Source organism: Agromyces humatus (assembly GCF_021228295.1).
GTDB lineage: Bacteria > Actinomycetota > Actinomycetes > Actinomycetales > Microbacteriaceae > Agromyces > Agromyces humatus.
The window spans coordinates 14,136-38,056 of sequence record NZ_JAJQPD010000010.1; the positions used below are offsets into that span (position 1 = coordinate 14,136).

At 68.7% G+C, this 23,921-nt stretch carries 22 protein-coding genes; 4 read left to right on the forward strand and 18 right to left on the reverse strand.

Annotated features, from left to right (window positions below; all coding sequences use genetic code 11):
* Positions 1-72 precede the first annotated feature (72 nt).
* From LSF15_RS15560 to LSF15_RS15580, 5 genes are all read right to left on the reverse strand, one after another.
* Entirely contained in the window at positions 73-1,608 is a 1,536-nt protein-coding gene (locus LSF15_RS15560; protein ID WP_232499476.1) for a M28 family peptidase, read from the reverse strand.
* A 94-nt stretch (positions 1,609-1,702) separates the two neighbouring features.
* Positions 1,703-3,442: a thiol reductant ABC exporter subunit CydC gene (cydC, locus tag LSF15_RS15565; protein WP_232499477.1), complete on the reverse strand. Its 1,740-nt coding sequence runs from the start codon at positions 3,440-3,442 to the stop codon at positions 1,703-1,705.
* Positions 3,435-5,075, reverse strand: a complete 1,641-nt coding sequence (gene cydD, locus LSF15_RS15570; RefSeq protein WP_232499478.1) for a thiol reductant ABC exporter subunit CydD — start codon at positions 5,073-5,075, stop codon at positions 3,435-3,437. Before cydD ends, cydC begins: the two co-directional genes overlap by 8 nt.
* A gap of 1 nt (position 5,076) precedes the next feature.
* A complete protein-coding gene (gene cydB / locus LSF15_RS15575) occupies positions 5,077-6,081 on the reverse strand; it encodes a cytochrome d ubiquinol oxidase subunit II (RefSeq protein ID WP_232499479.1) in 1,005 nt (334 codons plus the stop codon).
* Between the two features lie 12 nt (positions 6,082-6,093).
* The gene (locus tag LSF15_RS15580) at positions 6,094-7,506 is read right to left on the reverse strand and encodes a cytochrome ubiquinol oxidase subunit I (protein WP_232499480.1); all 1,413 of its coding nucleotides are present in this window, start codon (positions 7,504-7,506) and stop codon (positions 6,094-6,096) included.
* A 109-nt stretch (positions 7,507-7,615) separates the two neighbouring features.
* Between LSF15_RS15580 and LSF15_RS15585 the strand changes: the two genes are divergently transcribed.
* Genes LSF15_RS15585 through LSF15_RS15595 form a run of 3 tightly spaced genes read left to right on the forward strand, consistent with a single transcriptional unit; the run spans position 7,616 to position 9,655 of the window.
* The gene (locus LSF15_RS15585; RefSeq protein WP_232499481.1) at positions 7,616-7,990 is read left to right on the forward strand and encodes a BlaI/MecI/CopY family transcriptional regulator; all 375 of its coding nucleotides are present in this window, start codon (positions 7,616-7,618) and stop codon (positions 7,988-7,990) included.
* 2 nt (positions 7,991-7,992) lie between these two features.
* Positions 7,993-8,856 (forward strand): M56 family metallopeptidase, encoded by an 864-nt coding sequence (locus LSF15_RS15590; protein WP_232499482.1) that lies wholly within the window; start codon positions 7,993-7,995, stop codon positions 8,854-8,856.
* A 34-nt stretch (positions 8,857-8,890) separates the two neighbouring features.
* Entirely contained in the window at positions 8,891-9,655 is a 765-nt protein-coding gene (locus tag LSF15_RS15595; protein WP_232499483.1) for a DedA family protein, read from the forward strand.
* Here LSF15_RS15595 and LSF15_RS15600 read toward each other — a convergent pair.
* The 5 genes from LSF15_RS15600 to LSF15_RS15620 all read right to left on the reverse strand — a co-directional run bounded on the left by LSF15_RS15600 (position 9,652) and on the right by LSF15_RS15620 (position 13,599).
* Positions 9,652-10,578 carry an ABC transporter substrate-binding protein gene (locus LSF15_RS15600; RefSeq protein WP_232499484.1) on the reverse strand — a complete coding sequence of 309 codons (927 nt, stop codon included), beginning with the start codon at positions 10,576-10,578 and terminating at the stop codon, positions 9,652-9,654. The genes LSF15_RS15595 and LSF15_RS15600 overlap by 4 nt on opposite strands.
* Positions 10,575-11,318, reverse strand: coding sequence for an ABC transporter permease (locus tag LSF15_RS15605; RefSeq protein WP_232499485.1), 744 nt, complete (start codon positions 11,316-11,318; stop codon positions 10,575-10,577). The genes LSF15_RS15600 and LSF15_RS15605 overlap by 4 nt, the downstream gene beginning before the upstream one ends.
* A complete protein-coding gene (locus LSF15_RS15610) occupies positions 11,315-12,004 on the reverse strand; it encodes an ABC transporter permease (RefSeq protein WP_232499486.1) in 690 nt (229 codons plus the stop codon). The genes LSF15_RS15605 and LSF15_RS15610 overlap by 4 nt, the downstream gene beginning before the upstream one ends.
* Positions 12,001-12,813: an ABC transporter ATP-binding protein gene (locus LSF15_RS15615; RefSeq protein WP_232499487.1), complete on the reverse strand. Its 813-nt coding sequence runs from the start codon at positions 12,811-12,813 to the stop codon at positions 12,001-12,003. The genes LSF15_RS15610 and LSF15_RS15615 overlap by 4 nt, the downstream gene beginning before the upstream one ends.
* Before the next feature lie 123 nt (positions 12,814-12,936).
* Positions 12,937-13,599, reverse strand: coding sequence for a TetR/AcrR family transcriptional regulator (locus tag LSF15_RS15620; RefSeq protein ID WP_232499488.1), 663 nt, complete (start codon positions 13,597-13,599; stop codon positions 12,937-12,939).
* 101 nt (positions 13,600-13,700) lie between these two features.
* On the opposite strand from LSF15_RS15620, the gene LSF15_RS15625 reads away from it, so the two are divergent.
* Complete coding sequence (locus LSF15_RS15625) at positions 13,701-14,759, forward strand: App1 family protein phosphatidate phosphatase (protein ID WP_232499489.1); 1,059 nt, start codon at positions 13,701-13,703, stop codon at positions 14,757-14,759.
* Here the strand turns inward: LSF15_RS15625 and LSF15_RS15630 are convergent.
* The 8 genes from LSF15_RS15630 to LSF15_RS15665 all read right to left on the reverse strand — a co-directional run bounded on the left by LSF15_RS15630 (position 14,732) and on the right by LSF15_RS15665 (position 23,919).
* Complete coding sequence (locus LSF15_RS15630) at positions 14,732-15,784, reverse strand: quinone-dependent dihydroorotate dehydrogenase (RefSeq protein WP_232499490.1); 1,053 nt, start codon at positions 15,782-15,784, stop codon at positions 14,732-14,734. The two genes, LSF15_RS15625 and LSF15_RS15630, sit on opposite strands and share 28 nt — an antisense overlap.
* A 42-nt stretch (positions 15,785-15,826) precedes the next feature.
* Positions 15,827-16,300, reverse strand: a complete 474-nt coding sequence (nrdR, locus tag LSF15_RS15635; protein ID WP_232499491.1) for a transcriptional regulator NrdR — start codon at positions 16,298-16,300, stop codon at positions 15,827-15,829.
* A gap of 27 nt (positions 16,301-16,327) precedes the next feature.
* Positions 16,328-17,638: a histidinol dehydrogenase gene (gene hisD / locus LSF15_RS15640; RefSeq protein ID WP_232499492.1), complete on the reverse strand. Its 1,311-nt coding sequence runs from the start codon at positions 17,636-17,638 to the stop codon at positions 16,328-16,330.
* Positions 17,639-17,685: 47 nt separating this feature from the next.
* Positions 17,686-21,153 (reverse strand): DNA polymerase III subunit alpha, encoded by a 3,468-nt coding sequence (gene dnaE, locus LSF15_RS15645; RefSeq protein ID WP_232499598.1) that lies wholly within the window; start codon positions 21,151-21,153, stop codon positions 17,686-17,688.
* Between the two features lie 103 nt (positions 21,154-21,256).
* Entirely contained in the window at positions 21,257-22,177 is a 921-nt protein-coding gene (locus LSF15_RS15650; RefSeq protein WP_232499493.1) for an RluA family pseudouridine synthase, read from the reverse strand.
* Positions 22,177-22,770, reverse strand: a complete 594-nt coding sequence (gene lspA, locus LSF15_RS15655; RefSeq protein ID WP_372460036.1) for a signal peptidase II — start codon at positions 22,768-22,770, stop codon at positions 22,177-22,179. The genes LSF15_RS15650 and lspA overlap by 1 nt, the downstream gene beginning before the upstream one ends.
* Before the next feature lie 40 nt (positions 22,771-22,810).
* Positions 22,811-23,488 (reverse strand): DivIVA domain-containing protein, encoded by a 678-nt coding sequence (locus LSF15_RS15660; protein ID WP_232499495.1) that lies wholly within the window; start codon positions 23,486-23,488, stop codon positions 22,811-22,813.
* 116 nt (positions 23,489-23,604) lie between these two features.
* Positions 23,605-23,919 carry a YggT family protein gene (locus LSF15_RS15665; protein WP_232499496.1) on the reverse strand — a complete coding sequence of 105 codons (315 nt, stop codon included), beginning with the start codon at positions 23,917-23,919 and terminating at the stop codon, positions 23,605-23,607.
* Positions 23,920-23,921: the final 2 nt, after the last annotated feature.

The window sequence follows — 23,921 nt, forward strand, 5'->3', positions numbered from 1 at the left end:
TCCCAGCCTAGGACGCCGGAGAAGACTGACGGGGCGGGTCGATCGCTCGCCCCGCCCCGTCAGTGCCGATCATCAGCGGAGCGCGCGGCTGCCCTTGAACTCCCAGTCGATCTGACCGACCGCCTTGCCCTTGCCCGTGCCGTTGACCGCGGAGGACGTCTCGGCGAAGGTGAGGGTCGAGTGCGCGATCGCATCCGCCATCAGGTCGAGGGTGTCCTCGTTGAGGTTCATGATGTCATCGCACGCGGCGTGGTAGCAGGGGTCGTACGCAAGGCCGGCGGTGCCGCCGAAGATCGCGGCCTGCTCCGCGGACTTGATGCCCTCGGCTCCGGTGAAGAGGCCGCCCGCAGGGATGCCCGCCTCGATGAAGCCGAAGTAGTCGCTGCGGCCGTCGAAGTCGGTCGGCGCGGTCGGCTCGCCCTGGCCCGCGAAGAAGTCGGTGAAGACGTCTTCGATCACACCGGATCCGTTCGGGCCCGAAATGCCGAGCGCGTCACCGTCGCCGTCGTAGACGAAGTTCACCGAGTTCGGCGAGCCGACCATGTCGAAGTTGAGGTTCAGCGCGGTGCCCTTGATCTCAGCAGCCGAGAGCTGCGAGACGTAGAAGCTCGACCCGATGAGGCCGTCCTCTTCGCCGCTCCAGAAGGCGAATCGCACCCGGTTCTCGGGCTCGATGCCGAGCTCGGCCATCTGCAGCGCGGTCTCGAGGATCGAGGCAATGCCCGATCCGTTGTCGTTGATGCCGGGCCCTTCCGCGACGCTGTCGAGGTGTCCGCCGACGACGACCGTGCGGTCGGTGCGACCAGTGGTGGTGTCCGCGAGCAGGTTCTCGGTGGTCACCTCGACGACCTCGGCCTCGAGGTTCAGCCGCATCTCGAGCCCGGCCGTCGTCACCCACTCGGCACCGAGTGCGTACGGTGCGCTCACGACGGGGATCGACCGCACCGGCTCGTCGAGCGTGCCGCCGAAGAGGCTGAGACGGTCGTCGCCGGGAACGACGTTGCCCTGGTTGAAGATGATGACCGCGGTTGCTCCGGCGGCAGAGGCGTTGTCGGCCTTGTCCGCGAAGGCGCAGGTACCGCGCTGGATGAGCGCGATGTTCCCGGCGGGGAAGGCTGCGAAGTCGGCCGCCTCGCACCCGCTCGTCGACGCGTGGTCTCCCGTGATGTTCACGTCGACCGCGGTGACCGGCGCGGTGACGTCGCCGTCACCCGAGAAGTCCATCGGGAAGAAGTCGACCCCGAGCACGTAGTCGACGGCGTTCGGCGCGAGCTGCTGCAGCGCCGAGTCGCCGAAGTCGGTGCGTTCGTACGTGAACTCCTGTCGCGTGGTGGTGTACCCGGCCGTGTCGAGCAGGCCCTCGACGTAGTCGACGGACGCGTCGTGGCCCGATGTGCCGGCCGCACGGTTGTCGCCGTTTGCGTCGGCGATCGCCTGGAACGCGTCCAGATGCTCCATGACGGCTTCGACGGTGACGGCATCGCGCAGCGGCTGGGTGTTCGTCTGAACGGCCGCCTGGGCGGGCACGGCAAATGCGAGCGCGCCGCAGACCGCGACCGATGCCGTGATGGCGCCGACCCTGAGACCGGTTCGAGTTCGATGATTCACCATTGCTCCTTCGTCGCAGCAGTTATGGGTGCGGACCCGGCGTGCGGGCGCCGCGCGGCCTGATCTGTGCAGACCAGTGCCACTTCGGGCGACGTTAGCGCACGCCGGAGGCTTTCGATAGAGGGATGCGCGACACGGCGCGCCCTTCCTCGAGCATCACGACGCGATCGATGAAGGACTCGTCGACCGACGCATGCGAGATGAGCACCACCGAGCGGCCCGATCGGCCCGCGGCCTCGGTGATGTCGCGAATGAGCGCATCGGCGCGCGCCGGGTCGACGCTCGCGGTCGGCTCGTCGAGCACGAGCACGGGGAAGCCGGCGAGCAGAGCTCGTGCGAGGGCGATGCGCTGCGCCTGACCGCCCGAGACGAGCGCGCCGCGCTCCCCGACCCTCGCATCGAGTCCGCCGCGCTCATCGAGCCATCCGCCCAGGCCGACGCGGTCGATGACCTCCCGCAGCTCCTCGTCGGTCGCTGAGTCCCTCGCGAAGAGCAGGTTCTGGCGCACGTCCTCGTCGAACAGCCACGGTCGCTGCTCGACCAGTCCGACGATGCGGCGGACGGCGCCGGGTTCGAGCGCTGACGCCTCGACGCCGCCGAGACGATACGACCCTGCATAGTCGAGGAACCGTACGAGCACATGCGCGAGCGTCGTCTTGCCTGCGCCCGATGCGCCGCGCAGGAGGAGGCGTTCACCGGGCGCGATCGTCAGGTCGACGCCCGCGAGCGCGGCCGGCGGCGCATCGACGACCAGGTCGGGATCGACGTCGGCCAAGATCGGCCATTGCGCGCGAACGCCGCGCAGTTCGATGGAAGGCGTCGGATGCACCGCCGGCGGCGTCGCCGGATCGGTCGGCGGCACTGGAATGCCCGTCGGCACCTCGTCGGGCACCGCATCGGCGACGCGCTCGGCGCTCGCCCGTGCGAGGCGGAGCGCACTCATCGCGAGCGGAATCGCCCCGGCCACCTCGGCGATGGCAAGCGGCACGAGGCACAGCACCGCGAAGGTCGGGCCGTCGATGCGACCCGACTCGAGCAACGGCGCCGAAGCACCGAGACTCGCGGCTACGGCGAACCCGCCAACGGCGACCATCGCGGCGGAGGCGGCGCCGCCTGCCGCGGCCCGTGCCCGCGTCGCCTTCGCGAGCCGTGCCCCGATGGCATCGATGCGACTGCGGCCCGCTCCGGCCGCGTCGAACGCGACGAGCACGTCGAGCGACTGGGCGTGTTCGACGACCGCCGCCTGCAGTTCGCCGCGCAGCGGCGCGAGCGTGCGCTCGGCGTGGATCGCCGCGCGGCGCTGCACCAGCAGGGTGGCGCCGATGCCGACGACGAGGCAGACGAACACCGCCCACCCCGATTCCGGGGCGATGAACGCGACGCCCACGACGGCGAGCACGAGGATGATCGCGGCACTCATGACCGGCTGCACGACACGCAGGGGCACGTTCTGCAGCTCATCCACGTCGTCGACGAAGCGCGCGAGCAGGTCGCCGCGTCGGCTCGCGACAAGCCCGTCGGGCGCGATCGGTACGAGGCGCTCGAAGACTCCGATCCGGATCGTCGCGAGCTGACGGAAGGATGCGTCATGCCCGGTCAGCCGCTCGAGGTAGCGGAACACCGCTCGTCCGAGTGCGAACGCCCGCACGCCGACGATGCCGAGTGAGAGGTAGAGCACGGGCGGCTGCTCAGCGGCGCGCGCGATCAACCAGGCCGAGCAGGCGAGCAGGGCGATACTCGATCCTGCCGACGCGATGCCGAACAGCACCGACGGCAGCAGGCGCGAGAATCTCGGAACGGCGCGGCGCAGCGTCTCAGTCGTTCGATCACGCATACGTCACCGCCAGGTCGATGCGTCGGTCGGCGATCTCAGCGAGTCCGGCGCGGTGAGTGGTCACGAGCACGATGCGCCCCTCGCTCGCGAGTTCGCGCAGGCGTCGCGCCAGCCGCAGCTCGCGCGCCTCGTCCTGGGCCGACGCGGGTTCGTCGAGCAGCAGCAGTCGCCCGTCACGGGCGAGCAGGCGGTGCATCGCCCGCGCGGTGGCGACCCGCTGCGCCTGGCCGCCCGACAGCCCCGCGCCGCCCGGCCCGAGCACACGACTTGGGTCGAGCTCGACGCCGGCGAGGTCGAGGGCACGGGCGAGCAGTGCGGGATCGGCGCCTTCATCGCCCAGCCGCACATTCGTTTCGATGGTGCCGGCCAGGAGCGACGGAGTCTGCCCCGCCCACGCGATCGCCGACCGATCGCCGGGCTCGAGGCGGAAACCGTCGAGCATGACACCGCCGGAGGCATGGGCGAAGCCGAGCAGCGCGGCGAACAGGCTCGACTTCCCCGACCCGCTCTCGCCCGTGATGGCGACGACCTCGCCCGACCGTGCCTCCAGCCCGAATCCGTCGAACACCGTCCGCTCACCGTGACGTAGCGTGAGCCCGTCGATCACGAGCCCATCGGCGGATGGTCCCATGGCAACCGAAGCCGGGTCGTTCCCGCCGTCGACGCGGCCGCGACGATGCTCCCGCGCCGCGGCCAGCAGGTCGAACGCATCGCCCGACGCGGTGACGCCCGCCGCCGACGCGTGGAACGCGGCGCCGACATTGCGCAGCGGCAGGAACACCTCGGGCGCGAGCACGAGCACGAACAGCCCGGCCACGAGCGTCATGTCGCCCCCGACCAGCCGCAGCCCGATCGACACGGCGACGAGCGCGACCGAAAGGCTGGCGGCGAACTCGAGCGTGAACCCCGAGAGGAACGTGATGCGCAGCACCTTCATCGTGCGTGAGCGATAGTCATCGGTGACCGCGCGGATGCGGGCGGCCTGCCGCTCGGCACGACCGAACGCGACCAGCGTCGACAGCCCCCCGACCACCTCGAGGAAGCCGCGCGAGAGCGACGCGAGACTCTCCCATTGGCGCCGCTGCACGACTTCGGTCGCCATGCCGATCAATGCCATGAAGATCGGGATCAGCGGCAGCACGATCACGAGCACGAGGCCCGACAACGGGTCGGCGATCCACACGGTGACGATGAGCACCGGGGTCGCGACGACCGTGAGCACGAGTTGCGGCAGGTAGGTGCCGAAGTAGGCGTCGAGCGCGTCGAGGCCGGCACCGAGCAGCGTGGCGACACGCGCGGTCGGAAAACCCGGCACCCCCGTCGGCCGCGATTCCAGCGCAGTGAGCAGTTCGGTTCGCAGTTCGGCCTTCACTCGCATCGCGCCCGACGAACCGACGAGGTCCCATCCCCAAGCGGCAAGTGCTCGAACGGATGCCGCGACCACGAGGATGGCGAGCAACGGCCAGGCACGGGGCATCCGCATGCCGTCGATGAGTCCCGTGACGAGTGTCGCGAGCGCCCAGGCGAACGCGATCGTCGATGCGGCCTGGACGAGCGCGAGCCCACCGCCGGCAACGAGGAATGCTCGGGCGGCTCGCGAACGCCGGATGAGCCTCGGATCGAGTGGCCTCACGTCAGTGCACTGCCGCCTCGATCGATGCCCGGGTGACGCGCTTGCGGAACACCCAATACGTCCAGCCCTGATACAGGAGCACGAGCGGCAGGGAGACGAGCGCCACCCAGCTCATGACCGTCAGCGTGTACGTCGAGCTCGACGCATTCACGATCGTGAGGCTGTTCGCAGGGTCGTTCGACGCGGGCATCACATCGGGGAAGAGCGACGCGAACAGCGCGAACACGGCCGCAGCCACCGTGACCGCGAGCAGCGTGAAGGCGACGCCCTCGGATCCGCGGGCGTTCGCCAGCCAGCCGGCGATGAGGGCGACGGCCGAAACGGCCGCAAGGATCCAGAACCAGAGGCCGCCGTGCGCCAGTCCCGTCCAGACCAGGAACACCGCGGCGACGACGATCGTGATGACGCCGGCCCGCGCGGCGAGGCGCCGGGCCCGCTCGCGCAGCTCGCCCTCGGTCTTCAGCGAGACGAACACGACGCCGTGCGTGAAGAACAGCAGCAGGGTCGTGAGGCCGCCGAGCAACGCGTACGGATTCAGCAGGTCGAACAGCGATCCCGTGAAGTTGTGGTCGGCGTCGAGCGGCACGCCCTGCACGATGTTCGCGAACGCGACACCCCACAGCAGCGCCGGCACGGCCGAGCCGACGATGATCATGCGGTCGAACCACGCCTTCCACTGCGACTCGGGCCGTTGGTGTCGGTACTCGAACGATACGCCGCGGGCGATGAGGGCGAGCAGGATGAGCAGGAGCGCGAGGTAGAACCCCGAGAAGAGCGTCGCGTACCACTCGGGGAACGCGGCGAACAGTGCAGCGCCCGCGACGATGACCCACGTCTCGTTGAGATCCCACACCGGCCCGATCGTGTTGATGAGCACGCGGCGGTCGATGTCGTCCTTTCCGAGGAAGGGCAGCGACATGCCGACGCCGAAGTCGAACCCGTCGAGCACGAAGTAGCCGACGAAGAGGAACGCGACGATCCAGAACCAGAGCACCGTGAGATCCATGTCCATTGCCTCCTAGTACACCGTCGTTGCGGGTTCGTGCCGACCGGTCTCGGGGTCGGGCTCGCCGACCTCGGGTGGTCCCTTCTTGATGGCGCGGATCACGAGGCGCACCTCGACGACCGCGAGCGCGCCGTAGACGAGGGTGAAGGCGATCAGCGAGATGAGCACCTCGAGGCCGGTCACGTTCGGCGAGACGGCCGACTCGGTGAACATCTGGCTGAAGACGATCCACGGTTGCCGGCCCATCTCGGTGAAGACCCAGCCCACGATCATGGCGGCGAGCGAGAGCGGGAAGCTCCAGATCGCGATCGTCCATATCCAGCGCTGCTCCGGAAGCCGGCCCTTGCGGGTGAGCCACAGGCCGACGACGGCGACGAGCACGTGCGCCAGGCCGAGTCCGATCATCCAGCGGAACGACCAGTAGGTGACCCAGATGATCGGGGTGTAGTCGCCAGGGCCGAAGAGCTCCTGGTATTGCGCCTGCAGGTCGTTGATGCCCTCGACGCACCCGTCGAAGGTGTGCGTCGAGAGAAACGACAGCAGGTATGGTACGCGGATCGAGAACAGCTCGGTCGACCCGTCGGGGGTTCCGAGCGTGAAGATCGAGAACGAGGCATCCGCACCGCAGACGGTGTCGTACGTCGCTTCGGCGGCCGCCATCTTCATCGGCTGCGTCGCGACCATCGCGAGGCTCAGCTGGTCGCCGAAGAGGGTGGTGAGGATCCCCGAGCCGACCATCACCCAGAGGCCGAACTTCAGCGCCGGCCGCATCGTGTCGAGGTGCTGATTGCGGGCCAGGTGCCATGCCGCCGCGCTGATGACGAGGCCGGCGGCGACCATGAAGCTCGCCGCGATGGTGTGCGGGAACGCGGCGAGGGCGACGGGGTTCGTCAGCAGGGCGCCGATGTCGACGAGCTCGGCCCGCCCCTTCTCCTCATTGATCTGGAACCCGACCGGGTTCTGCATGAACGCGTTGGCCGCGATGATGAAGTAGGCCGAGACGATCGACCCGATGGCCACGCACCAGATGGTCGCGAGATGCAGGCCCCGAGGCAGCTTGTCCCAGCCGAAGATCCAGAGCCCGATGAAGGTGGCCTCGAAGAAGAACGCGAGCAGGCCCTCGAGGGCGAGCGGCGCGCCGAACACATCGCCCACGTACCTCGAGTACTCCGACCAGTTCATGCCGAACTGGAACTCCTGCACGATGCCGGTGACGACGCCCATGGCGAAGTTGATGAGGAAGATCCCGCCGAAGAACCGCGTGATCCGCAGGTACTCGGCCTTGCCGGTGCGGTACCAGGCGGTCTGGAACACGGCCGCGGTCGACGCGAGACCGATGGTGAGAGGGACGAACAGGAAGTGGTAGACGGTGGTGAGCCCGAATTGCCAACGGGCGAGGAGCAGCGGGTCGAGCAGCTCGTTCACGGATGCCCCTTTCACGACCGCAGTCGTCGAAGAATCGTTCGTCTACAGAGCGTAGAGCACTTCTCTACCGCACGTAGAACACTTCTCTCGATGGCGATATTCTTGCTGTATGGCGAACCTCGGCGAACTTGAGCGCTCCGTGATGGACGTGCTGTGGTCGGGCGAGGCCCTGCTCACGGCCAACGAGCTGCGCGACGCGCTCGCGGTGCGCGACGGCGCGCCGAGCAAGTCGGTGGCCACGACGACCGTGCTCACAGTGCTCTCGCGGCTCGAGCGCAAGGGGTTCGTCAGCCGGCAACGCGACACGCGACCGCATCGGTACCACGCGCTGCTCTCGCGTGAAGAGCACACCGCCGAGCTCATGCACGAGGTCCTCGACCGCTCGAGCGATCGCGACGCTGCACTCGCTCGCTTCGTCCGCACCGTCAGCGACGGCGAGGCCGCCACGCTGCGCCGCCTGCTCGACGAACACTCACGCCCCTGACCGTGCTCGTCGTCGCGGTCCTGCTCGGAATCCTCGCCCTCGCGCTGGCGTGGCCGGTGCCCGTCGCCCTCGCGGGTGCCGCCTGGCCTGCCCATTCCCCCGGGGTCGCACTGGCGCTCTGGCAGGCGATCGCCGTCGCCGGCGGCGTCTCGATGATCGGCAGCCTGCTGTTGTTCGGCGCCGCGCCCGCCGGATCGCTGTTCGGCGCATGGACGGCACTCGCACCCGCGATGTTCACGGGCCCCCTGCCGGCAGGCTTCGGGGTCGTGCATCTCGCCGCCCTGACCCTCGCCGCCGGACTCGCGGTCCACCTCGCACTCAACCTCGCGGTCACGGCCGTGCGAGCCGAGCGCGAGCGGCGTCGCCAGCACCAGCTCGTCGCATTGCTCGGCGATCCGATCCCGGGCGAGCCCCGCACCCGCGTGCTCGCGCACCCGGTGCCGCTCGCGTACTGCGTCCCCGGCATTCGCACGGCGACCGTGCTCACCGATGGACTGGTCGAGACCCTGCGCGCCGACGAACTCGCTGCCGTGATCGCGCACGAGCGCACGCACCTCGACCAGCTGCACCACCTCGTGCTCCTCGCCTTCCGCGCCTGGCACAGCGCGCTGCCCTGGTTCCCGATCGCGAATCGCGCCGAGCGCGCCGTCGCCCAGCTCACCGAGATGCTCGCCGACGACGGCGCGCGGCACGCCACGGGTGACGACTCGGTACGCCGCGCCATCATCCAGGTCGGCTCGGCCGGCGAGCCGGGCGCCTACGCCGACGCGGGCGGGGTGAGCCCCGACCTCGCGATGCTCGAGGCACGGCTCGCCCGACTCGCGCCGTCGACGGCGCAGCACACTCAGAATCCTCCCCGAGTGTGACGCGCAGCACCCGCGTCGTCGATACGCTCGAAGGATGAACGAGATCCTCACATGGATCCTCGACACCGTCGAGAGCGTCGACCCGGTGCTGCGCACCCTGCTCGCCGGCATCGGCATCATGCTCGAGACCTCGGTGCTCATCGGTCTCATCGTGCCCGGCGACACCATCGTGCTTGTCGCCTCCACCGCCGTTGACGGCGTCGGCGAGTACTTCGCGCTCGCGTTCGCCGTCATCGCAGGCGCCCTGATCGGCGAGAGCATCGGCTTCGCCCTCGGACGATGGTTCGGCCCGCACATCCTGCATTCGCGCCTCGGCCGCAAGATCGGCGAAGACCACTGGCACCGTGCCCAGCGCTACCTCGACCGTCGCGGCGGGCCGGCGATCTTCATCTCACGGTTCTTGCCGGTGCTGCACTCGCTCATCCCGCTCACGGTCGGCATGAGCACCATGCGGTACCGGCGATTCATCGCGTGGACGCTGCCCGCCTGCGTCATCTGGGCGTTCGCGTACGTCACGGTCGGATCACTCGCCGCGGGCAGTTATCGCGAGCTCAGCCGGAACCTGCACTGGGCCGGGTACGTCTTCGTCGCCATCATCGCGGGGTTTCTGCTCGTCGCGTGGGGCCTCAAGAAGCTGATCGTCCGCTCCGAGGCCAAGCACATGGCGGCGATCGACGAGATCGGCCGACTCGACGACGACTCCGGCGACGACGACCTCGACATCGTCGAGGCCGGCCCAGACGACGAGGGGTCGGATGCCGTGGCACCCGACCCCTCGAACCTCGACGCCGAGCGCTAGAAGAGCGACTTCTCGGCGAGCCAGTCGGTCGCGATCTGCTCGGCCGACTGCTGTTCGTCGATGCTGAGCGCGTTGAGCGCGACCAACTCTTCGGCGGTGAGCGCAGCACTCACCGTGTTGATGACCTCGGCGATCTCATCGGTGACCTTGTCGCTCACGACCGGGACGACGTTCGACGCGAGGAAGAGACCCTCGGGGTCTTCGAGCGTCACGAGATCGCTGGAGGCGATCGCCGGGTTCGCGCTGAAGATGTTCACGATCTGCACCTGGTCGTCTTCGAGCGCCTTGAGCGTGAGGGGTCCGCCGCTGTCTTCGATCGGTGTGAACGCGACGTCGACGCCATAGACCTCCTTCAGCCCGTCGGGACCGTACGGCCTGGTCGCGAGCTCGGAGTTACCGCCGAGGGTGAGCGGTGTCGTGACGTTCGCGAGATCGGCGAGACTCGTGACGTCGTTCGCGTCGGAGAACTCCTTGGTGACGTTGTACGAGTCCTGGTCGGTCGCGGGTGCCTCCTCGAGTACGCGCAGGCCCTCGGGCAGCGACGTCTCGAGTTCGGCGTAGACGTCGTCGCTCGTCGTGGCCGTCGTGTCGGGCACGTAGAACTGCAACAGGTTGCCCGTGTACTCGGGGAACACGTCGATCGCCCCGCTCTCGATCTCGGGGATGTAGACCTCGCGCTGGCCGATGCGGAACTGCCGGTCGACCGTGTGCCCGTTGGCCTCGAGCGCCTGCGCGTAGATCTCGGCGATGATCTCGTTCGAGTAATAGTCCTGCGAGCCGACGACGAGCGTCTCGGACGAGCCGCCGTCGTCTGTCGACGCACTGTCGAGCGGATCGCCCGACGCACACCCTGCCAGGGCCACTGTCGCCCCGACCGCGACCGCTGCGAGCGCAACGAGCCGGCCTCTTCCTGCTGTGATCATTTCTGATTCCCTTCGATGATGGGTTGCCCCACGACCGCTCGCGACCGGGTCGGCCGCGAGCGGAGCTCTCTGGTGCGGGATGCCCGCACTCCCGCGGGCACGACGAGGCGCTGGATGACGGCGAACAGACCGTCGATGACGAGCGCGAGGATGATGACCAGGATCGAACCGCCGAGCATCTGGGGGAAGTCACGGGTCTTCAGGCCCTCGAAGATGAAACGCCCGAGCCCCTCGTTGGCGACGTAGGCCGCAAGGGTCGCGGTGGCGATGATCTGCAGGGTCGCCGACCGGATGCCGCCGACGACGATCGGCATGCCGAGCGGGAGTTCGACCTTGCCCACGATCTGCGACTCGAGCATGCCGACCGCTCGGGCGGCATCGATGGTACGCCGGTCGACCGACTCGAAGCCCGCGTAGGCACCGGCGAGCAATGGCGGAATCGCCAGGATGACGAGGGCGATGATCGGGGCTGCGAGGCCGATGCCGAGCCAGATGCCGAAGAGTGTGAGCACGCCGAGCGTGGGTAGCGCGCGCAGCCCTCCGGACACTCGAACCGCGGGCTCGCGGCCCCGGCCGGTGTGGCCGATGACCGCACCGACCGGCAGCGCGATCGCCGACGCGATGACCAGCACCAGGGCGGTGATCGACACGTGCTCCCACAACCGCTGCGGAATACTGCCCGGCCCGCTCCAGTTCGCGGGGTCGAGGATCCACGCGATGCCGTCGAGGAAGAGGTTCATGCGGGATCCGCCTCGATCGAGCGCACGTCGGAGAGCGCGGGCCGCCGTGACCGGCGGGGACCGGACCACGGCATGAGCAGTCGGCCGGCCATGACGCACAGCCAGTCGAGGAGCAGCGCGAGCAGGATCGTCGCGACGATGCCCGTGATGATCTCGGCCTCGATGCCACGCTGGAACCCGTCGGTGAAGAGACTGCCGAGGCTCTGCACCCCGATCACCGCACCGACCGTGGCGAGACTCACCGTGCTGACGACGACGACCCGCAGCCCTGAGAGCAGCACGGGGCCGGCGAGGGGCAGTTCGACCCCCCAGAATCGGCCCGCCGCCGAATACCCAAGTGCGGTCGCCGACTGGCGCACATCGGATGCGACGGAATCGAAGGCGTCGGCGGCCGTGCGCACGATGACGGCGATGCCGTAGAGCGTGAGGGCGATGACCAGGTTCACGGGCGATCGCAGCCCGAGACCCGTGATCGGCGGGAGCGCGACGAACATGGCAAGCGACGGGATCGCGTAGAGCAGGGCGCAGAGTGACAGCAGCACCCCGCGCGACCACGCGTAGCGGTGCGCGAGCCACCCGATCGGTACCGAGATCACGAAGCTCAGTATGATCGCCGGCACCGACAATGCCAGGTGCACGAGGATCAGTTCGCCGACCAGGTCGAGATTCGACCAGAGCCAGGTCACGAGGCGAGCACTCCCGCCGCGCGACCGTCGCCGTCGAGCACGATGCGCCGACCTCCGACCTCGGTGATGTGGAGCGCACGCTTGCCGCGGTCGGCGCCGACGAACTCGGCAACGAAGTCGTCCGCGGGGTTCGCGAGGATCTCTGTCGGCGAGGCGGCCTGCGAGATCTTGCCACCGTGCTGCATGATGACCACCTGGTCACCGAGCAGAAACGCCTCGTCGATGTCGTGCGTGACGAAGACGACGGTCTTTCCGAGCTCGCCCTGCAGGCGCAGCAGCTCCTGCTGCAATTCGGCGCGAACGATCGGATCGACCGCGCCGAACGGTTCGTCCATGAGCAGGATGTTCGGGTCGACCGCGAGGCCGCGTGCGACGCCCACGCGTTGCTGCTGCCCGCCCGAGAGCTGACTCGGGTACCGGTCGGCAAGTGATCGGTCGAGGCCGACGGTGTCGAGCAATTCGAGCGCATGGGCGTGCGCGTCGCGCTTGCGCGCGCCGCGAAGCAGCGGCACCGTCGCGACATTGTCGATGACCGTTCGGTGCGGCAGCAGCCCTGAGTTCTGCATCACATAGCCGATGCCGCGCCGAAGCGCGACCGGCTCCCGGGTCGCGACATCGGTGCCGTCGATCAACACCTGTCCGGAGGTCGGGTCGACCATGCGATTGATCATTCGCAGCAGCGTGGTCTTGCCCGAACCCGACGAGCCCACGAACACCGTCGTCTTGCGAGGCGGAATGACGATGTCGACGTCGACTACGGCGCGCGTGCCGTCAGGGAACGTCTTCGACACGCCTCGGAACTCGATCATGCTGCCTCAATCCACGTCGGCGACGTTCGCTCGAACGGCGGATACCAGCCAAACACCATTCGCGCGTCGAGGCAACGCACGAAGCACGGCGCGTCGTCAGGCCGCGTTGTGCTCGGCGCGTCGTCAGGCCGCGTTGTGCTCGGCGCGCGCCTCACCGAGATGCTCGGCGAGGTAGTCGTGCACGAGACGGCGGGCTTCTTCGAGGTACCGCTCGTCGCCGGACTCGTCGCGCTCGAATGCACGATAGATCAATGCACCGCCGAACTCCATGGCGACGCCCAGCCGGAACCGCAGCTCGGCCTGGTCGGCGTCCGCGCCGAATTCCGCCTCGATCAGCTGAGCGAAGCGGTGTGCCAGCTCGGGCTCGATATCGCCTTCGGCGAGCTCGCGTTCGGCGCCGTGCACGACCGCGAACCCCGGCTCATCACGGTACATTTCGGCGCTCACCATGATCGAGAGATCGATGACCGACCACCACGTCTCGAGTTCGGTGCGTTCCAGCTCATCGGCGAGGCGTTCGCGGAATCGGCGTACCGAGCGCTCGCGCAGGGCGTGCAGCACGGCGACGCGATCGGGAAAGTAGCGATAGACGGTACCGATGGACGCGCCAGCGCGCTCGGCGACCATCTGCGTCGTCAGCCGCTCGAACGTGTATTCGTCGACGATCTCGGCGGCAGCGTCGAGCAGCGCGTCGAGGCGCTGGCTGCTGCGTCGTTGGGTGGGCTCGGTTCGGACAGCCCGCTTGCGGCTCGGATCGGCCCCAAGGATCAGGTCGACATTGGACACGAAACCTCCTCAGTTGCGGCCTCAGTCTACTCGGAGGCGCCGGGCGTCCCGTGCACCACGCGGTTTCGCGACCCGAGCGGCGCTCATGACAGACTGAGTGAATGCCGGCGAGCACCCCCAACCCGACCGGATCCCCCGAACCCCAGATACGACACCGTGCTGCGCGCATCGAGGACCGGATCCACGACATCAGGGAACGCTGGGCACGTCGGCGCGGCCACATCCCGACCGTCGTTCCATACACGGGGTACGGTTCGACCGAATGGGTGCGGGTCTTCTGCCGCGTGCTGCTGAGCCGCCCGGTCGCGCCCGATGAGCGATCGAAACGCCGTCGGCGACGCGGCGAGCAGGGCATCCGCGGCTGGCGCAGCTTCACGAGCGTTCCGGTCGGCGAGGTGCCCGTGGTCATCGAGATCGGCGGTGCACGCATCGAAGTGCTCGCCGACCGCGGCGGCGTCGTCGACACCCGCATCCCCGTGGCCCTCACCCCGGGCTGGCACGAGGCCCGGCTGCACACCGAGGGTTCGAAGGTCGCCGATGCCCCGATTCGCATCGTCGGACCCGATGTCGACTTCGGCATCATCTCCGACGTCGACGACACCGTCATGGTGACCGCGCTGCCGCGACCGCTGCTCGCGTTCTGGAACACCTTCGTGCTCGACGAGCACGCCCGAATCCCCACCCCCGGGATGGCCGTGCTCTTCGAACGCCTCGCCCGGGCCCATCCCGGTTCGCCGGTCATCTACCTCTCCACCGGCGCGTGGAACGTCGCGCCGACGCTCACACGATTCCTCTCGCGCAACCTCTATCCGGCCGGCCCGCTGCTCCTCACCGACTGGGGACCCACGCACGACCGGTGGTTCCGCAGCGGTCGCGCGCACAAGGAGGAGAACCTCCGTCGGCTCGCCTACGAGTTCCCCGGCATGCGGTGGCTGCTCATCGGCGACGACGGACAGCACGACGAGGAGCTGTACGCCCGTTTCGCTGCCGAACACCCCGATCGGGTGGCTGCCGTCGCGATCCGTCGACTCTCGACGGGTGAGGCGGTGCTCGCAGGCGGTCGCACGAAGGCGGAGCAGCACGGTGCCGACGTGCCCTGGGTGTCAGCGAGCGACGGCTCGCGGATCGCCGATCAGCTCGCCGAGGTCGAGGTGCTCTGACGCCGGAGCGCCAGCAGGCCCCGGTTCACCTGCCTCGCCCACAGCGGCCCTCGGTAGATGAAGGCGGTGTAGCCCTGCACGAGCGTGGCGCCCGCGTCGAGGCGCTGCTGCACGTCGGCCGCGGTCTCGATGCCGCCGACCGAGATCACGCACAGCTGCGCCGGCACGTTGGCGCGCACGATGCGGAGCACGTCGAGCGAACGCTGCGCGAGCGGCGCCCCCGAGAGGCCGCCGGCGCCGATGCCTGCGACGACGGATGCCGCTTCACGAAGCCCGTCGCGCGAGATCGTGGTGTTGGTCGCGATGATGCCGTCGAGCCCGAGACGCACCACGAGTTCGCAGATGCGCACCACCTCGTCGTCGTCGAGGTCGGGCGCGATCTTCACGAGCAGCGGCGTCGTGCCCGCCACCGCACGCACGGCCTCGAGCAGCGGGGCGAGTGCGTCGAGCTCCTGCAGGCCCCGCAACCCGGGGGTGTTCGGGGAACTGACGTTCACCACGAGGTAGTCGGCGTACGGCGCGAGCAGGCGGGCACTGCGCTCGTAGTCGCCGATGGCGTCGTCGACCGCGGTCACCCGGCTCTTGCCGATGTTGATGCCGAGCACCGGCCGACGGGTGCGGCGCGCGAGCCGCGAGAGACGCCCGGCAGCGGCATCCGCACCGCCGTTGTTGAAGCCCATGCGATTGATGAGCGCTCGATCGCCGACCAGGCGGAACAGCCGCGGCGCGGGGTTGCCGGGCTGCGCGATCGCCGTGATGGTGCCGACCTCGACGTGGCCGAACCCGAGGTTGCCGAGACCGCGCACCGCGAAGCCGTCTTTGTCGAACCCGGCTGCGACGCCGAAGGGCGACGGGAAGGTGAGGCCCAGCGTCTCCACCGCCAGAGAAGGTTCAGGTCGGGTGAATCGCTCGACGAGCCGGCCGAACCCGAGCGTCGGGAGAGCGCGGATGAACCGGAACGCGAGGTGATGGGCCGCCTCGGGGTCCATTCGGGACAGGAAGGCTGAGAAGAGGAGTCGGTACATGCCGGACTCAGGCTATCGGAGCCGTCGGGGCTGTCGCGTCGCTCACTCGACGGGCCGCGCAGGCAGCCGGCCGTGCTCGGCGCGCAACTGCTCGATCGCGCCCTCGAAGTCGTCGAGCGAGTCGAATGCCTGGTACACGCTCGCGAACCGCAGGTAGGCGACCTCGTCGAGCTCGCGCAGCGGCGAGAGGATCGCCAACCCGATGTCGTTCGCCTCGATCTGCGACGCACCCGTCGACCGGATGGTCTCCTCGACCTTCTGGGCGAGCACCGCGAGGTCGGAATCGGTGACCGGGCGGCCCTGGCAGGCCTTCTTCACACCCAGCACGACCTTCTCGCGGCTGAACGGTTCGATGACGCCGCTGCGCTTGATGACCGCGAGGCTCGCCGTCTCGGTCGTCGAGAACCGCCGGCCGCACTCGGGGCACTGTCTACGGCGCCGGATCGAGAGCCCGTCGTCGCTCGTGCGGGAGTCGATGACACGGGAGTCGGGGTGGCGGCAGAAGGGGCAGTACATGGTGCCCCCCAGCCTAGTGGCGGGCGGTCAGGCGCGTTCGAACCGTGCCGTGACCGCGTCGCCGTGCGCGGGCAGGTCTTCCTCGGTCGACAGTACGGCGATCGCCGACGCGACCTCGCGCAACGCAGCCGCGTCGTAGCGCACGACCTGCTGCGGGCGCAGGAAGGTGGCGGCCGAGAGTCCGGCGGCGTATCGCGCCTGGCCGCCGGTGGGCAGCACGTGGTTGGAGCCGGCGGCGTAGTCGCCGAGGCTCACCGGCGAGTACGGCCCGACGAAGATCGCACCGGCGTTCTCGATGCGGGCGAGCACCGCCTCGGGGTCGCCGACCTGGATCTCGAGGTGCTCGGGGCCGAAGGCGTTGGCGAAGTCGGCGGCCTGATCGAGGTCGTCGACGAGCACGACCGCAGACTGTACGCCCTCGACTGCGGTGCGCACCCGAGCCGAGTGCTTGGTCGCCGCCACGCGGACCTCGAGCCGTTCGACGACGCGAGCGGCGAACGCGGGCGAGTCGGTGACGAGCACGGCTGCCGCGAGTTCGTCGTGTTCGGCCTGGCTCACGAGGTCGGCGGCGACGAAGTCGGCATCGGCCGAATCATCGGCGATGACGAGGATGTCGGTGGGTCCGGCTTCGGCGTCGATGCCGGTCGCACCCTGCACGAGCCGCTTGGCCGCGGCCACGTAGACATTGCCCGGGCCGGTGACCCGTTGCACCGGATCGAGCCCGAGGCTCGGCACGCCGTAGGCGAAGGCTCCGATCGCGCCGGCGCCGCCCATGGCGTAGACCTCGGTGATGCCGAGGAGTGCGGCGACGCCCGCGACGGTGGGGTGCACGCGTCCGCCGAACGCGGCCTGCGGCGGTGAGGCGAGCGCGATCGATCGGACTCCGGCGACCTGGGCGGGGACGACATTCATGACCACGCTCGACGGGTAGACGGCCTTGCCGCCCGGCACGTAGAGGCCCACACGCGCGACCGGCTGCCACCGCTGTTCGATGACCGCGCCGTCACCGAGCACGGTGCGCTCAGGGGCTGGGACTTGCGCTTCACTTGCGGCACGCACGCGCTCGATGGTGCGCTCGATCGCGTCGCGGATGGCGGGCGCGAGCTCGTCACGGGCGCGCTCGAGCTCGTCGGCGGGCACCCGCAGGTGCGGCGGGCGCACCCGGTCGAGCCGCTCGGCCTGTTCGATGAGCGCGGCCTCGCCCTGCTCGCGCACCGCGTCGATGAGCCCGCGCGCGGGCTCGAGCGCGGCCGAGACATCGGTCGCGGCGCGCGGCACGAGGGCGAGCAGCTCGCTCGGCGAAGGACGGGTTGCGCGCAGGTCGATCGTTCTCAGCATGACCGCTCCAGCCTATCGACCACCCCGGTGAGCTGCGCTCGGACCCGTCACACGAGGCAGTTCGGCCCGAGCAGGCTCTTCAACTCACCGTAGAAATCGGCCGTGACGCGCACCGGGTACGGCAGTTCGAACACGCGCGCAGTGCGCCCGCGGATGAGCCTGAGCCGCACCTCGGTGTCGCCGGCGTGGCGGATCAGCACATCGCTCAGGGCGGTGATCGTGTCGGTCGTGGCACGGATGTCGGGCAGCGAGATGACCACCGGGCCCGATTCGTCGCCCTGCCCGAGCTCGGGCGTGAACACGCTGTACGCGTGCAGGTTCATGCCGTCGTCGCGCAGGCTCACGCGCCCGCGCACGACGACGATGGAGTCGCTCTGCAGTCCGGGTGCGAACTCCTGGTAGGCCTTGCCCATGAACATGACCGTGATCTCGCCCGAGAAGTCCTCGACCTGGATCATGCCGTACTGGTTGCCGCTCTGCCGGGCCACGCGGTGCTGCACGCTCGTGACGAGCCCCGCGATCGTGACGGTGTCGCCGTCTTGCGTGGAGTCGGAGCCCATGAGCTCAGTGACCGTGGTCGACGCATGCTTCGCGAGCGGCACCTCGAGTCCGGCGAGCGGATGGTCGGAGACGTAGAGCCCGAGCATCTCGCGCTCGAAGGCGAGTTTGTCGCGCTTCGACCACTCGGGGCGGTCGGGAACGAGCGACACGGGTGCCGCATCGACCTGGGCGAGCAGCGAGTCGAAGTCGAAGCCCGCCTGTCCGGTCGCTTCGACACGCTTCTCGCCGACCGACGACTCGACCGCACTCTCGTGGATCTCGACGAGTGCGCGCCGCGTGGCGCCGAGCGAGTCGAACGCGCCGGCCTTGATGAGCGACTCGACGGTTCGCTTGTTCGCGACCTGCAGCGGCGACTTCTTGAGGAAGTCGTGGAACGACTCGAATCGCCCCTTCTCGTTGCGGGCGGCCCGGATGGCGTCGACCACATTGAAGCCCACGTTGCGCACCGCGCCGAGGCCGAAGCGGATGTCGTCGCCGACGGCGGCGAAGTAGCCGATCGACTCATTGACATCGGGCGGCAGCACCCTGATGCCCATGCGTCGGCATTCGTTGAGGTAGAGCGCGAGCTTGTCGCGCGCGTCGCCCACGCTCGTGAGCAGGGCCGCCATGTACTCGGCCGGGTAGTGCGCCTTGAGGTACGCCGTCCAGTAACTGAGCACGCCGTACGCGGCGGAGTGCGCCTTGTTGAACGCATAGTCGGAGAACGGCAGCAGGATGTCCCAGAGGGTCTTCACCGCGGCATCCGAGAAGCCGTTCGATTTCATGCCGCCCGAGAAGCCCTCGTGCTGCTTGTCGAGCTCGGACTTCTTCTTCTTGCCCATCGCGCGACGGAGGATGTCGGCCTGACCGAGCGAGAACCCGGCGACGCGCTGGGCGATCGCCATGACCTGCTCTTGATAGATGATCAGGCCGTAGCTCGTGTCGAGGATGTCCTTCAGCGGCTCCTCGAGTTCAGCGTGGATCGGCGTGATCGGCTGCAGCCCGTTCTTGCGCAGGGCGTAGTTGATGTGGGAGTTCGCGCCCATGGGCCCGGGCCGGTACAGCGCGATGACGGCCGAGATGTCCTCGAAGTTGTCGGGCTTCATCTGCCGCAGCAGGGAGCGCATCGGGCCGCCGTCGAGCTGGAACACGCCGAGCGTGTCACCGCGCGACAGCAGTTCGTACGCCTCGGTGTCGTTGAGCGCGAGGTCTTCGAGCACGGGCCGGAGGCCCCGGTTGGCCTCGATGTTGTCGAGGGCGTCGTCGATGATCGTGAGGTTGCGCAGCCCCAGGAAGTCCATCTTGATGAGCCCGAGCGACTCGCATGCGGGATAGTCGAACTGCGTGACGATCTGCCCGTCTTGTTCCCGCTTCATGATCGGGATGATGTCGATGAGCGGGTCGCTCGACATGATGACGCCCGCGGCGTGCACACCCCACTGGCGCTTCAGGTTCTCGAGGCCGAGCGCCGTTTCGAAGACCGTCTTCGCCTCGGCGTCGGTCTCGATGAGGGCTCGGATGTCACCGGCCTCTTTGAAGCGGGGGTGCTGCGTGTCGAGGATGCCCGAGAGCGGAATGTCTTTGCCCATGACCGCAGGCGGCATCGCCTTGGTGAGCTTCTCGCCCATCCCGAACGGGAACCCGAGCACGCGCGACGAGTCCTTCAGCGCCTGCTTCGCCTTGATCGTGCCGTAGGTCACGATCTGGGCGACGCGCTCGTCGCCGTACTTGTCGGTGACGTACTTGATGACCTCACCGCGACGACGCTCGTCGAAGTCGACATCGAAGTCGGGCATCGACACGCGATCGGGGTTCAGGAAGCGCTCGAAGATGAGCCCGTGCTGCAGCGGGTCGAGGTCGGTGATGCGCATCGCGTAGGCGGCCATCGAGCCGGCGCCCGAGCCACGGCCGGGGCCGACCCTGATGCCGTTGTTCTTCGACCAGTTGATGAAGTCGGCGACCACGAGGAAGTAGCCCGGGAAGCCCATCTGCAGGATGACGCCGACCTCGTAGTCGGCCTGCGTGCGCACTTCGGCGGGAATGCCGTTCGGGTAGCGCACCTCGAGGCCGCGATCGACCTCCTTGACGAACCAGGTCTCTTCGCTCTCGCCCTCGGGCACGGGGAAGCGCGGCATGTAGTTGGCGTTCGTGTTGAACTGCACGTCGCAGCGCTCGGCGATGAGCAGGGTGTTGTCGCATGCCTCGGGGTGATCGCGGAACACGTGCCGCATCTCGGCCGCGGTCTTCAGGTAGAACTCGTCGGCGTCGAACTTGAACCGGTTCGGGTCGTCGAGCGTCGAGCCCGACTGCACGCACAGCAGGGCGGCATGGCTCTTGGCGTCGTGCGCGTGCGTGTAGTGCAGGTCGTTGGTGGCGACGAGCGGCAGGTCGAGCTGTTTCGCGAGACGCAGCAGGTCGTCCATGATGCGCTTCTCGATGCCGAGGCCGTGGTCCATGATCTCGGCGAAGTAGTTCTCGCGGCCGAAGATGTCACGGTAGTCGGATGCCGCTCTCACGGCTTCGTCGTACTGCCCGAGCCGCAGACGCGTCTGCACCTCGCCGGAGGGGCATCCGGTCGTCGCGATCAGCCCGTCGGAGTACTGCGACAGCAGTTCGCGATCCATGCGCGGCTTGAAGTAGTAGCCCTCGATCGACGCCCGGCTCGAGAGGCGGAACAGGTTGTGCATGCCCGCTGTCGATTCGGACAACAGGGTCATGTGGGTGTATGCACCGGAGCCGGACACATCGTCGCCGCCGCCGGAGCCCCACCGAACCCGGGTCTTGTCACCGCGGTGCGTTCCGGGCGTGATGTACGCCTCGGTGCCGATGATCGGCTTGATGCCGGCGTCGGTCGCCTGCTTCCAGAAGTCGTAGGCACCGAAGACGTTGCCGTGGTCGGTGACCGCGACGGCCGGCATTCCCTCGTCGCTCGCCGCCTGGATGAGCTCGCCCACCCGTGCCGCTCCGTCGAGCATCGAGTACTCGCTGTGCACATGGAGGTGGACGAAGGAATCGGCGGCCACGGAGCTCCTCACAGCGGGTTCGACGGGACTTCCAGTCTAGGGTCGAGCGCCCACGCTAGTCCCCGCGCAACTGCTCGAGCGCGCCCGCGAGATCTGCCGGGTACTCCGACTCGAACGTGGTCCACTCCCCCGTGCCCGGGTGGGTGAGCGAGAGCCGCTTCGCGTGCAGCCACTGCCGCTCGAGCCCGAGCCTGGCCGACAGGGTCGGGTCGGCGCCGTACATCGCGTCGCCGGCGCACGGATGCCGCTGCGCGGCCATGTGCACCCGGATCTGGTGCGTGCGACCGGTCTCGAGGCGGACCTCGAGGAGCGACGCGTACGGAAACGCCTCGAGCGTCTCGTAGTGGGTGATCGCGTGCTTGCCGTCGGCCGTGACGGCGAACTTCCACTCGGACCGCGGGTGCCGACCCACCGGCGCGTCGATCGTGCCGGAGAGCGGATCGGGATGCCCCTGCACGACGGTGTGATAGATCTTCTCGACCTCGCGGTCGTGGAACTGGCGCTTCAGCTCGGTGTACGCGCGCTCGGACTTGGCGACCACCATGAGTCCGCTCGTGCCGGCGTCGAGTCGATGCACGATGCCCTGGCGCTCGGGGGCACCCGAGGTCGAGATGCGGAACCCCGCGGCGGCGAGTGCGCCGACGACCGTCGGCCCGTTCCACCCGAGCGAGGGGTGCGCGGCGACGCCGGCCGGCTTGTCGACGACGACGAGGTCGGCGTCGTCGTGCACGATGCCGAGGTCGGGCACGGCGATCGGCTCGATCTCGAGTGTGCGCGGCGGCTGCCAGCTCACCTCGAGCCAGCTGCCGGCGCGCAATCGGTCGGACTTCTCGACGGATGCCCCGTCGACGAGTACCCCGCCGTCCGAGGCGATCTCGGCTGCGAGTGTGCGCGAGAATCCGAGCAGCTTCGCGAGCCCTGCATCGACGCGCGTGCCGTCGAGCCCGTCGGGAACGGGAAGGGACCGATGCTCCATCAGGCGTCGGTGGCGAGTTGCGGATTCGCCGTCGGTGCGGGGCCGTCACCGGGGGCAGCGGTGCCGGGGGCAGCGTCGCCTGCAGGCCGCGTACCCTCGGCGGCATCGGCAGGAGTCTTCGCAGCCCTGACCTCGCGCGTGCCGTCGAGCCCGACGCCGCGGATCGTGAGGATCATGAACAGCACCATGCTCGACACGATCGCGATGTCGGCGATGTTGTAGATCGCGGGGATGAGCCACGGTGTCGCGATGAAGTCGATCACGTGACCGAGGCCGAAGCTCGGCTCGCGGAACAACCGATCGGTGAGGTTGCCGAGCACGCCACCGAGCAGGAGCCCGAACACGAGCGCCCATGCGACCGAGTGGATGCGCCGTGCGAACCAGACGATGAAGGTGATCACGCCGGCGGCCAGGATCGTGAAGATCCAGGTCATGCCGCTCGCGAGCGAGAATGCGGCGCCCGGGTTGCGCACGAACTGCCACTGCAGCACGCTGCCCAGCACCGGAACGATCTCGCCTTCGGTGAGGTTCGAGACGACCAGGTACTTGCTGAACTGGTCGAGGCCGTACGCCGCGATCGCGGCGCCGGCCAAGACCAGAAGCGCAGTTGTGGTGCCGACCCTGGCGGCGCGCTCAGCCTCCAAAGCCCTGGAAGGTCGGTGCAGGCTGCTCGGCCGCGGACGAGAAGCCCTGGTTGCCCGAGACGGAGACCGGCGCGGCGGTGTCGAGCTCGCGCAGCTGGCCCTCGATGTAGCTCTTCAGCTTCTGGCGGTAGTCGCGCTCGAAGGCACGGAGCTCGTCGACGCGCTTCTCGAGCGACAGGCGCTCCTGGTCGAGGATGCCCATCTGCTGGCGCTGCTTGGCCTCGGCTTCGGCTACGACGCGCGCGGCAGTCGCGTGGCCTTCGGCGATGAGCGCATCGCGCTTCTCGACGCCTTCGCGGACGTGCTCCTCGTGCAGGCGCCGGGCGAGCTGCAGCAGGTTGGTGGTCGACGTCTGCTCGTCGAGGTCGGACTGCGCCTGGCCGACCTGCGTCGGCACGGCCACGGTCGGCGGCGGCGACGCGGGCTCGGTGTAGACCGCAGCGGGCGTCGGAGCGGAGACAGCGGCGGCGGACACCGACGCGGACTCGGATGCGCGCGCCTCGGCTGCTGCCACCCGCTGGCGCAGCTCGTCATTCTCTTGATTCAACCGGCGCAGCTCGACGACCACTTCGTCGAGGAAGTCATCGACCTCATCCTGGTCGTAGCCCTCCCGGAACTTCGTCGCCTGGAAGCGCTTGTTGACCACATCTTCCGGAGTTAGCGCCATGGCTTCCCACCCTCAAATCTGTCGAACGGTTCGATCACGTTCTGCTAACGGTAGCAAAGACATCCTGAGAGACGTGAGAGCCGAGTGTCTCGGTCTGTCACGAATTCAAGAGATCCTCACGCCGCGGCGGCTGCCGCGGCCAACCATGACACTACGGTCATGGCGATGATGACGACGAGCATCGCGAGGCTCCACCCGAGATCGAGTGCAACCTGCCCGATGCGAATCGGTGGAACGAGCCGCCGGAAGAAACGCACCGGCGGATCAGTGACACTGTAGACGGCCTCGACCACGACGAGCCAGAAGCCTCGCGGCCGCCACGATCGATTGAACGTGCGCACGAGGTCGAGCACGAACCGCCCCCACATCACGAAGAAGTAGATGAGGAGCAGCGCGTAGAGGAGATTCCAGACGATCAGCAGTGCGCCCACGG